Source organism: Pseudomaricurvus alkylphenolicus (assembly GCF_011683955.1).
Lineage (GTDB): Bacteria > Pseudomonadota > Gammaproteobacteria > Pseudomonadales > Cellvibrionaceae > Pseudomaricurvus > Pseudomaricurvus alkylphenolicus.
This window is the reverse complement of sequence record NZ_JAAQPI010000048.1, coordinates 1-4163: the sequence shown is the minus strand read 5'-3', so window position 1 is coordinate 4163 and position 4163 is coordinate 1. Positions and strand designations below refer to the sequence as shown.

General features: G+C 53.3%; 2 protein-coding genes. One reads left to right on the top strand and one right to left on the bottom strand.

Annotation, left to right across the window (positions count from 1 at the left end; all coding sequences use genetic code 11):
- Positions 1-237 precede the first annotated feature (237 nt).
- Positions 238-1380 carry a helix-turn-helix transcriptional regulator gene (locus HBA55_RS36985; protein WP_167001240.1) on the bottom strand — a complete coding sequence of 381 codons (1143 nt, stop codon included), beginning with the start codon at positions 1378-1380 and terminating at the stop codon, positions 238-240.
- A 126-nt stretch (positions 1381-1506) separates the two neighbouring features.
- Here HBA55_RS36985 and HBA55_RS36980 point away from each other — a divergent pair, with 126 nt between their 5' ends.
- Positions 1507-3969, top strand: coding sequence for a S9 family peptidase (locus HBA55_RS36980; protein ID WP_167001238.1), 2463 nt, complete (start codon positions 1507-1509; stop codon positions 3967-3969).
- Positions 3970-4163: the final 194 nt, after the last annotated feature.

Sequence of the window (4163 nt, the reverse complement as noted above, 5' to 3'; positions counted from 1 at the left end):
GCAAATTGGCATGATATTCCACAAGTGATGTGGGAAATACCGAAAATTTAGGGGCGATCTAATGGCGGGAAAGTGGTCTTTTAGGCGAAGTATACTAAGCGGGGGGGGGGAATAGGGGGTTTATGCGTCTTATACTTTGAACTTCTTAAAAGCTTGGTAGTAAATCCAGTTGGGTACCCGCGGATACCTGATGATGGTAAATCAGTCTGCCCGATAATTATAACGACCAAATTCCACTTATTGTTCTAAACCACCCGCCTCAAAGCCAGATTGGAATTCACTGGGGGGACGATCAAAGTAGGCCTTAAATGCCTTGCTGAAGCTGCTTAGGTCCTGATACCCCACCTGCTCCGATACCTCTGTAACAGACTGGCCACGCTGCAGCAGGCGGCTGGCCAGCACCATTCGCTGCATCACCTGGTACTCTTTAAGCGTCATACCAAACAGGGCCTTAAAGCCTTCGCTGAGTTTGCGGCGATTAAGGCCTGACCACTGACTCAGTGCCTGAATGGTCAACGGGTCGGCGCAGTGCTTCTGGATTTGTGCTTTCACACCATGCAGGCGTTCAACTTCGGATACTCGATAGCTGGCAATATCACCCGCTGTCTTCATCTGTTGGCACAGGCTGTCCAGGGCAACGGACAGTATATTCAGCGAGGCACTTTCCGCCTGAAGCATATAGAGCGGGTTTCTATTGTTGAGTTTGGTCAGTTCACTGCCCAGGCGGTGCAGCTCATTCGTTAAAGGCACCGGGGCGAAGACGGCCTGTTCGCTGTTGGCTGTTTCAAATAGCTCAAATATACGCTCTGCATAAGCCCCCAATCGCTTCACCAAAAAACCTCGGGTAAATAACAACAGTAGTGAGCTAACAGGCTGGCCGGTACCAACTACGCCGCCGAAATCGCCCATCACGGACATGTCGTGCAAAGTCGCCTGTATTGCCTCGCTGGCCTGCTCACCTGACGTCTTTATGAGTCGTCCCTCCAGGTGGAGATTCATTGCATACCAGCCACGCCCGTAGAGCGACATGGTCGGTAACGCCTGTTCAGGCGCTTCCAGGTGATTGACCAGCAGGGCAAGTTCCGGTGAGAAAATATGGTAGTTACTTGTCCCCTTGTCCCCCAAGGGTAAAGCAAGGTAAGGCGCCTTGTTCTCCTCAGATAACTTCCCGCGCACCCATTCTGCAAGCAGCGGCCAATCGACACAGGAGGGCTGCTGTCCTGCTAGTGCATCAAGCGCTGTTTTGTCCGCTTTTGGAAGCGGGTTGTTCATTGCTTCCAGTTGGTCAAGCAGCCATTGCGTTTGATGTATTACCTGGGTTTCGAAGTCTTTCAGAGCCTGCTGATCGCTCTGGGTTTGTTGTTCAGACTTGGTGGTCATGCCAGTGCTCACCGGAGAAAGTGCCAAAATGCCAAATGGGGTGCGATTTTACCATATACTGAAATTGCTCGGTTATTTAAGCTGGTCAGATTAGTGATTTCACGAAAGGCAAAAAGGTAAACCGACATGAGAAGAGAGAGCAAAACTCTGCTGGTGACCGCGGCATTGATTCTGCCACTGGCACTGACCGCTTGCAAGAAGGCCGATATCATGGCCTCCACCACTTCGGCGCCGGCAGTATCCGTTACCGCCGCTGACTATGAGGCTGCCAATAAGCTACTGGAATCCAACACCAAGGGGCTGGTGAAAAACCAGGGCGTGGACCCCCACTGGCTTGGCACTACCGGCAAGTTCTGGTACCAGCGGGAGACGGCCACCGGCAGTGAATATGTGGTGGTTGACAGCAGTGGTGTTAAAACTCCGGCCTTTGACCACAGTGCTGTGGCAACAGCGTTAACGGCAGCACTGGCTTCGGAGGTCAGCGCAGAGAATCTTGGGCTCTCAAGCACCTCAATGGCAGACGACCTTAGCCGCCTGAAGGGCATTGCCGGTGGTAAGCAGGTTAACTGTGACCTGACAGCCTATAGCTGCTCCGCCAGTGATATAACCCCGCCGGCCCCCGGGTTGCTGCCATCCCCTGGCGGCAAGTGGGCCGCAACCACCCGCGATGACAACCTGATACTGATTGACCTGGCCAGTGGCGAAGAGCGTCAACTGACAACCGATGGCGCTCCCTATTACTCCTACGGTAAGCTGCCTGACAGCGCCTTGATCACTGTGCAAATTGCCAAGACCGGCATGAAGCTGCCGCCCTTCAGCAGTACCTTTTCACCGGATGAGCGCTTCCTGATTGTCCACCGTGTGGATGAGCGCGCCGCTGACGTGAACCCGTTTGTGGAGTGGGTGCCCACCGACGGCTCACTGCGGCCCAAGGTGTATAACGTGCGCTCTCAATTTACCGGTGACCGCAATGTGGTGAATAGCGATCTCTTTGTGTTTGATACCAACACCGGTAAGCAGGTAAAGATTGAAAAGCCCGCCGGTTACGACGCCGCTACTCTCGATGGCTCGATCCTCGGCTGGAGCCTGAAGCGTAACCAGGCCTTTATGACCCTGCAGACCCACGGCAGTAAAAAGATGGCTCTGGTTCGCATTGACCTGAACACCGGTAAATCGACTGTGGTCATTGAAGAGAGCGGCGAGACCCGTGTTACCCCCAATAGCTATATCTATAATGCGCCCAATATCCGTATCCTCAATGATGGCGACGAGGTGATCTGGTTCAGCGATCGCGGCGGTTTTGGTCACCTCTATTTATACGATGCCCAAACCGGCAAGCAGAAGGCCCGGATTACTGGTGGCAACTGGCTGGTTCAGGACATTCACCAGATCGACGAAGCCAGGCGTGAAGTCTACTTTACCGCCGGTGGCCGTGAAGCGGGTCGCGACCCCTACCTTCGCCACCTCTATAAAGCGCCCTTCGACGGTGGCGAGGTGACCCTGTTGACTGACGTCAATGCTGACCATCACTTTGCACCTGAACCGGTGCCGATGTTTGCCATGCTGTTTGGCATTGTGCCGGGCGAAAACCCCATTCAGCCGGCGCACGGCATTTTGATCGACACTTATTCTACTGTTGACCAACCCCCGGTAACTGTTCTGCGCTCCACGGAAGATGGTAGCGTGGTTGCCGAGCTGGAGACCGCCGATGCTTCAGCACTATATGCTGCAGGGTATAAGGCACCCGTTCGCAAAGCGATCAAAGCCGCCGATGGGGTAACCGATGTCTGGTCGGTTTACTACGCCCCCCAAAAAGAACTGCCAAATGGTAAACACCCGGTAGTGGATGCTGTTTACGGTGGCCCACAGGTCATTGTCGCACCCCGTAACTTTATTGAAGCCTACAGTGGTAGCAATCCACTGATGAAAAGCGCCTTAACCAAACTGGGCTTTGGCGTGGTAGTGACTGACGGCCGTGGTACACCTTTGCGATCCAACGAATTCCGCGATGCAGGTTACACTGAATTTACCCAGGTGGGCATTGATGACCATATTGCGGCTATCAAACAGTGGGCAGTTGAAAACCCGGAACTGGATACCTCTCGCGTAGGTATTCACGGCTGGTCCTGGGGGGGGACTTTTACCGCCCAGGCAATGTTGAGTCGTCCGGAGTTTTACGATGTGGGCCTGACCGGTGCTGGCGTTTACGATTACGCCGCACTTTACCCTGGCTTTGAGAATATGACCGGCGTGCCCGTGTATAAAGACGGCTCCATCTACCGCAGCTCACCAGACGAAAAGCCCGCAAACTGGGACAAACTGGATATCACGGCTATGGCAGAAAACCTGCAGGGGAAGATGATGATTATTTACGGTGATATGGATGAGAATGTGCCGCCCAGCCAGGCCTTCCGTTTGGTGGATGCGCTGGTCAAGGCCAATAAACCCTATGACCTGCTGCACCTGCCCAACCAAACCCACAGCAGTGCTCTGCTTAACCCCTTCACGATTCAGCGCCACTTGGATTACTACGTGGAGCATCTGTTGGGTATGGAGCCGCCAGCGGGTTATAGCATTAATCTAAAATAACTGATTGAGTGTGTCTGTCAGTTATACCCAAGAAGCCAATGAAGCTTGAGGTTAGATTAATATTCTGCCGCCGAGAACGCTGTCACTATTAATTGCGGCAACAGGTAGCAGTTGCTCCAGAAGAAAGTCTGAAGTCAATCTTTTTCCTTCCGTTTTGAAGGCCAATTGCGCAAAAACTCAAACTTAAGCTTCTC

Bases quoted from the DNA above. Each gene is read 5' to 3' on its own strand.
- HBA55_RS36985 (WP_167001240.1), bottom strand. From the start codon at position 1,380: ATGACCACCAAGTCTGAACAACAAACCCAGAGCGATCAGCAGGCTCTG.
- HBA55_RS36980 (WP_167001238.1), top strand. From the start codon at position 1,507: ATGAGAAGAGAGAGCAAAACTCTGCTGGTGACCGCGGCATTGATTCTG.